The 6,813-nt window shown below is 65.1% G+C and carries 8 protein-coding genes; all 8 read left to right on the top strand.

The genetic code is table 11. The features are described from left to right. Window positions 1-1,326, top strand: a 1,326-nt coding sequence (locus L0G76_RS12980) for a glycine cleavage T C-terminal barrel domain-containing protein (protein ID WP_304357604.1), incomplete at its 5' end; no start/stop codon positions are given. A gap of 3 nt (window positions 1,327-1,329) precedes the next feature. After that, window positions 1,330-2,160: an electron transfer flavoprotein subunit beta/FixA family protein gene (locus tag L0G76_RS12975; RefSeq protein ID WP_304357603.1), complete on the top strand. Its 831-nt coding sequence runs from the start codon at window positions 1,330-1,332 to the stop codon at window positions 2,158-2,160. Beyond that, window positions 2,157-3,215, top strand: coding sequence for an electron transfer flavoprotein subunit alpha/FixB family protein (locus L0G76_RS12970; RefSeq protein ID WP_304357602.1), 1,059 nt, complete (start codon window positions 2,157-2,159; stop codon window positions 3,213-3,215). The genes L0G76_RS12975 and L0G76_RS12970 overlap by 4 nt, the downstream gene beginning before the upstream one ends. A gap of 249 nt (window positions 3,216-3,464) precedes the next feature. Beyond that, on the top strand, window positions 3,465-3,857 hold the full coding sequence (locus tag L0G76_RS12965; protein WP_304357601.1) for an acyl-CoA thioesterase: 393 nt from the start codon (window positions 3,465-3,467) through the stop codon (window positions 3,855-3,857). Between the two features lie 83 nt (window positions 3,858-3,940). After that, entirely contained in the window at window positions 3,941-4,357 is a 417-nt protein-coding gene (locus L0G76_RS12960) for a VOC family protein (protein ID WP_304357600.1), read from the top strand. Between the two features lie 257 nt (window positions 4,358-4,614). After that, complete coding sequence (locus L0G76_RS12955; RefSeq protein WP_304357599.1) at window positions 4,615-5,187, top strand: HAD domain-containing protein; 573 nt, start codon at window positions 4,615-4,617, stop codon at window positions 5,185-5,187. After that, the gene (locus tag L0G76_RS12950; RefSeq protein ID WP_304357598.1) at window positions 5,184-5,984 is read left to right on the top strand and encodes a glutamate racemase; all 801 of its coding nucleotides are present in this window, start codon (window positions 5,184-5,186) and stop codon (window positions 5,982-5,984) included. The genes L0G76_RS12955 and L0G76_RS12950 overlap by 4 nt, the downstream gene beginning before the upstream one ends. Window positions 5,985-6,073: 89 nt before the next feature. Further along, the coding region (locus L0G76_RS12945; protein ID WP_304357597.1) for a slipin family protein at window positions 6,074-6,813 on the top strand (740 nt) is incomplete at its 3' end.

The raw sequence follows: 6,813 nt of genomic DNA, 5'->3' as shown, positions 1-6,813 counted from the left end.
CATGTGCGGGCCCGCACCTCCGAGGCGTTCATCAAGACCTACGGCGTCGTCCACCCCGGCGAACAGTGGAACTCCGATCGCAACGTCCGCCTCTCCCCCATGCATGAGCGCGAGAAGGAACTCGGCGCGGTCTTCTTCGAAGTCGGCGGATGGGAACGCCCCCAGTGGTACGAGTCGAACGCGAATCTGCTCGAGGAATTCGGCGAGCGCGTCATGGACCGCACCGCGGAATGGGACTCCCGCTGGTGGTCACCGATCATCAACGCCGAGCATCTCGCACTTCGTGAACGCGCCGGGCTCGTCGACCTCTCGAGCTTCGTCATCTTCGACGTCTTCGGCCCCGCGGCCCTCGACGCCGTCCAATCCATCGTGCTGGCTCAGATGGATGTGAGCATCGGCCGCGTCGTCTACACTCCGGTCCTCGACGAGGCCGGCGGGTTCCGCTCGGACCTGACCATCATGCGCCTGGCCCACGACCGGTTCCGGGTCGTCACGGGTGCCGCCCACGGCATGGTCGACGTCAAATGGTTCGCCGACCTCCTTCCTGAGACCGGCGCCCAGCTCGCCGACCTCACCTCCTCGTGGACGACGATCGGCCTCTGGGGGCCACGGGCCCGCGACATCCTCTCCCGGGTCACAAGTGCAGACATCAGCCACGAAGGCTTCAAGTTCGGCACGGCCCGGACCATGGAGATCGGGTCGCTGACCGTTCTGGCCTCCCGCATCTCCTATGTCGGTGATCTGGGCTGGGAGCTCTACGTCCCGATGGAATCCGGGCTGCGACTCTGGGACGTCCTCACCGAGGCGGGCGAGGAGCACGGCCTCGTGCCCGTCGGGCTCGGCGTCTACTCCACCACGGGTCGCATCGAGAAGGGCTACCGCTCTTTCGGTGCCGAACTCGACTCCGAACGCAGCGTCATCGAAGTCGGCATGGCCCGACCGAAGGTGAAGTCGCAGAGCTTCATCGGCCGCGCCGCTCACCTGCGCCATCGTGAGGAGGACCCGAAGACGGTTCTGTGTTCCCTGACGGTCGACGATCACACGAGCGCCGGCGGCGAGAAACGCTTCATGCTCGGCGGGGAGCCGATCCTGTCCCAGGACGGTCAACCGCTTGTCGACGGGCACGGACGGAACTCCTACGTCACCTCGGCGGGGTCGGCTCCGAGCCTGGGAAAGCATGTGCTCATGGCCTTCCTTCCCCCCGCCGAGGCGGTCCTGGGCAACCAGCTCACCGTCGTCTACATGGAGGAGGCCTACCCCGTCACGGTGGCCTCGATCGATTCCACCCCACTGTTCGATCCCAACAACGAGAGCATCAGGAGGTAGGCGATGGACATCCTCGTCTGCATCAAACGCATCCCCGATGTCTCGGGGACGATCACGCTCGATGAGACCGGCACGGACATCGACGACTCGGGTCTGGGTCACACCACCTCGGCGCACGAAGAATGCGCGGTGGAACTGGGCATCCAGACCGCAGCGGCCACCGGCGGGACGGTCACGGTGCTGACATTGGGCCCCGCCGAGGCGGTCGACCAGCTGCGCGCGGCCGTGGGCGTCGGTGCCAAGGACGGGATCCTCATCGAGACCGAGGACCCGGGAGCGTTCGGCCCCGAGGACATCGCCCAGGTCATCGGCGACGTCATCCGCGACCGCGCCGATCAGGGGCAGTCCTTCGACCTCGTGCTCCTGGGCAACGACGCCGCCGACACCGGCGATTTCCAGGTCGGGATCCGCCTGGCCTATGACCTCGACTACCCCGTGCTGACCGGAATCCAGACCCTGAGCGCGACCGGCGGCGCTGCGTCGACCTCCGGCGGGTCTGGCGGCGCTGCGGCCGGTTCCGACGGAGCGGGGGCGGTCGAAGCCCACGGGATCGGGCCTGCCGGGACCGAGGTCTTCTCCCTCGACCTGCCAGCCGTCATCGCCGTCCAGGAGGGCGGCGTCGACCCCCGCTATCCCTCGATCACCGGGCGGATGAAGGCGAAGAAGGCGCGCATCGCCGAATATCTGGCGCCCGAACCGGGTGCCGGGAATCCGCGCATCGGCCTCGAACTGCCACCCGAGACGGCGAGCGCGGTGACCATCCTCGGCGAGGGTCCAGATGCGGCCGGCCCCCTGGTCGATGTTCTCGAAGAGATCGGAGTGGTCCGGAAATGACTCTCATATTCGTCGAAACCGAAGACACCGGGCAGGTAGCGCTGACCTCCGCCGAGGCGGTCACCTTCGCCCGCACGAACGCGGAGGTCCTCGCCCAGCTGGCCGGCGCGCAGCCTGAGCTACCTTCCGGGCACTCAGCAACCCCAGGCGGGGTTGCCCAGCGACCGGGAGGTAGCTCAGAGGGCGACCTCGGGGTGGAGGCGGCCGTCATCGGCACGCTCACCGACGCCGCCACCGAACAGTTGGCCTCCCTCGGCGTGGGCAGGATCCACCATCTCGAGTCCGAGGATCTCGAGGCATATTCGGCTTCCGCCTGGGCACAGGCGCTTGTCGACATCGCACCGGAGTCCGGGACGCTTCTGGCCTCGGGGACTCCACGCGGGATGGAACTCATGGCGCATGTTGCGGTGCGCACCGGTGAGCGGATGGCGGCCAATGTCGTGGCCGCCGATGCTGACGGGCTGCTGCGGCAGGTGCTGGGCGGGGCCGCGTTCGAACGCCTGAACCTCGGCGGTGACCTGCAGATTCTCACGATCGCCGGTCACGCCTGCACCCCGGAGGAGACCACGCCGACGACACCGGAGGTCCTCACCCACTCCCCCGAAACAGCAACCGAGGATCTGCGCACTCGTGTGATTCGCACCGAGGTCGAAACCGCCGATGACACTGACACATCGGGGTTAACCCAGGCCAGGGCCGTCGTCGGCGCCGGTCGCGGGGTCGGTTCGGAGAACGGATTCGGCGAGGTCCTCGAGCTCGTCGACCACCTCGGCGGGGCACTGGGTGTCTCTCGTGTGGTCACGGGTCTGGGCTGGCGGCCGCATTCGGAACAGGTCGGTCAGACCGGCAGCCGGATCACCCCGGACGTCTACATCGCGTGCGGGATCTCCGGGGCGATCCAGCACATGGCCGGCATCGAGGGCGCGAAGACGCTCATCGCGATCAACACCGATGAGGAGTCGACGATGGTCCAGCGCGCCGACTACGCGATCATCGGTGACCTCCACGAGGTCGTCGGCGCCGTCAACGAGGAGATCAGAAACCGCCGCGGCTGACGTAACCCAGAGACCTATCTCGGCGATCACCGCATCGCTGTCGGCTCCGATGACCTCGCCGCCAGCGACTTGGACGCTGCCATGATTTCCATTCGTCGATCAGTCCTGTTTAACTATAGAACGATCGATCAGGACCGTACGGCGCCGGGCAAAGCAGATTTCGATTGCAGTCCGGAGTCTGAAACGATAAGTGCCGGTCGCCGACGCGGACTCCCCTGAACACCCGGCAGAGAAAAGAAGAGGTCATTCGTGAAGACATTCGAGTATTCCCCAGAAGTTCGCTGGTCCGATCAGGACATGCTCGGCCATGTGAACAACGCGCGCATGATCACGCTCGTCGAAGAATGCCGGATCAAATGGCTCCACGAGGAGAAGGCCGCACGGATCACGGGTGGCGGGATGCTCGTCGTCCACCAGTCCATCGACTACATCCTGCCGGTCATGTACGGTCCCGAGCTGAGGATGACGGTGACGGTCTCGAAGATCGGCAATACCTCATTCACCGTGAATACGCGCGGCGAGCAGGAGGGAAACCAGGTCTTCAACTCCGATGTCGTCCTCGTCCACCTCGATCGCGATACCGGCCGCCCCGCGCCGATCGCCGAGGACATCCGGGCTCTCCTCGAAAGCTACCTCGCCTGAGGCTCTGCCGCCCAAGGCTCGGGTGCGCCAAAATGGCCGTTCTGTTCATGCTCGGGCCCGCACAGTGCACATAGCCTGAGAGCATGAAACTCGACGCGATCTCAATCATCACCGCCGACATGCCCGCAGCAGTCCAGTTCTACTCCTCGCTCTGCCTCGACCTCGTCGACGGCGGCGCGGATGCCCCGCACACGGAGTTCTCTTCGGGCAGCCTCCGCCTGTTGCTCGACACGGAGCAGGTCATGCTCAGCATCGACCCCGAGTGGACGCGGCCGACCGGTGGTCACAAAATGTCCCTGGCCTTCGACTGCTCCACCGCCGAGGCGGTCGATTCGACCTTTGCCCAGCTCACCGCCGGTGGTGCAGGTGCAGATCCCGTGGCCGGAGTCGTCCACGAACCCTGGGATGCGTTCTGGGGTCAGCGCTATGCCGTGATCTCCGATCCTGACGACAATCAGGTCGACCTCTTCGCCGCACTGGGTTCACCGGCCCAGCAGTGACTTCTCGTCTCTCCACAGATGGGCCGCATCGGCGTAGTCCGCTGTCGTTGCGGCGGCCGAGGTCGTCAGCAGCTGCGGAAGCACACCGGCGTCGCAGTCCAGAGTGAAGCGCGGAGCCTGGGGACGTAGGTCTCCTGATACATGGGTGCTCGTCCTTCTTCAGTTTCGAGCGGTATTCTTGACGGTGGTCGGCTCGTCCGCAACGGTCGCCGTCTGTCTTCAGACTCACCGGATCTCGACTCCCCCAGGAAGGAACAATGGCAGCTGCATCCCCCTCGCCGACATCGGCACGTCGGCAGGCACGGCATGTCACTGTCTTCCTCGACGTCGACGGAGTGCTCAACTCCTACCCGGTGCCCAAGCTGCGCATCATGACCGAGGGGCGCAAGAAGCTGCAGGCCTGGCACTACGAGCTGCACTACAAGCCTGCGGTCATCGCGTTCTTCGACCGCCTTGTCGAAACCCATGACGTCGACGTCGTGTGGCTCTCGACCTGGTCCGAGCGGTGCACAACCGAGTTGGAGCCGAAGTTCGGTCTGCGCAACTCCTTCGAGGTCATCGAGATGCCCGATGAGTCCCACAACCGCTACGCCAACGACCCGCACCTGTGGTGGAAGGCCCGCGCCATGGAGGACTGGCTTGAGACGCATGAGCACGGCCGGGCCGTCTGGATCGATGACGACCTCGCCGCCCCGGCCACGCACGACTACTTCGTCGACCACTATCCGGCGAACCGACTCAAACTCATTGCTCCCGAATTCGTGCAGGGCCTGACGAAGGCGCACCTGAAGGAGATCAGGAAGTTCGCCTATCCGAAAGAGGATTCATGACGCGTATCGGTCTGCTCGATTCCGGTCTCGGGCTGCTCGGCACCGCCGATGCGCTCTTCCACCTGGCGCCGCATACGGACCTGATCCTGGCGATGGATCCGGACTTCACCCCGTACGGCAGCCTCAGCCCCGAAGCGCTCGAGGCCCGGGCCCTGAACTCGGCAGCGGTGCTTGCCGAGTGGGAGCCCGATGCGATCGTCGTCGCCTGCAACACCGCATCTGTCCAGGCCCTGGAAGCAGTGCGTGCCCGCTACGAACCTGACATTCCCGTCATCGGCACCGTCCCGGCCGTGAAGATGGCGGCCGGAACCGGGCAGGACTTCGCCATCTGGGCGACCCCGGCAACGACGGGCAGCGCCTACCAGCAGAACCTCATCGATGCCTTCGCCGCCGAGGTGGCCGTGTCCAAGGTGGCATGCCCGGGCCTCGCCGAGGCGATCAACGAGGCCGATCTGCCCACCATCGACGCCGCGATCGATGCGGCCCTGAATCAGATGGATCCCGGCATGGAGACCATCGTGCTCGGATGCACCCACTACGGTCTGGTCGCCGATCGGATCATGGCCGCTCGGGCCGGAGCGATCACTCTCTTCGACTCCCCGATTCCGGTGGCGAAGCAGACCCTGCGCAGAATCGGAGTCGAGGCACACGGTGTCGGTCCGAACCGGCCAGACACCGGAACGGTCATCGCCACGTACGCCTCGGGCCGTCGTCTCCGGCTGCCGCGCTCACTCGATGCCTACCCGGCAGGTAAGCGACTGCTGGCGCGGGAACGGGAATCAGCGCCGACTTTTTGAAGCCTTGGCGCTTCTTGGGCCATTCCCGAACATCGGCTCGGCATTGTAACCGAACTGGTCTCATTTGACGAACCTGGTGCTAATCTTGAATGGACAGGCAATCGTCGAAGGAGGCGATTCAGATGTTCATCCTCTACATCATCTTCGGGCTGATCGTACTCGGGGCCATCGGCGCCGGAAACAGTCTGAGGATCGTCAAACAGTATGAGCGCGGTGTCGTGTTCCGACTGGGGCGGGTCACCAGCGAAGCGAAACAGCCGGGCATGACGGCCATCGTCCCGTTCGTGGACAAGCTGGAGAAGGTCAACCTGCAGATCATCACCATGCCGATCCCGGCGCAGGAAGGCATCACCCGCGACAATGTCACGGTCCGGGTCGATGCGGTCATCTACTTCAAGGTCGTCGATCCCAGGCGTGCCATCGTCGATGTCGAGAACTATCAGCTCGCCGTCGGGCAGGTCGCACAGACGTCTCTGCGCTCGATCATCGGCCAAAGCGAACTCGACGATCTGCTCACGAACCGGGAGCGGCTCAACCAGGGCTTGGCCATTATGATCGACAACCCGGCCGTTGACTGGGGTGTCCACATCGACCGCGTCGAGATCAAGGACGTCGCTCTGCCCGAGTCGATGAAGCGATCGATGTCGCGCCAGGCCGAGGCCGAACGGGAACGCCGCTCGCGCGTGATCATCGCCGACGGTGAACTCCAGGCCTCGAACAAGTTGGCACAGGCTGCGGAGGCAATGGCGGACACGCCCTCGGCTCTCCAGCTGCGTCTGCTGCAGACCATCGTCGAGGTTGCCGCCGAGCGGAATTCGACGCTGGTTCT

Origin of the sequence: Brevibacterium picturae (assembly GCF_030453725.1) — a bacterium.
GTDB lineage: Bacteria > Actinomycetota > Actinomycetes > Actinomycetales > Brevibacteriaceae > Brevibacterium > Brevibacterium sandarakinum_A.
This window is presented reverse-complemented; position numbering and strand designations above follow the sequence as displayed.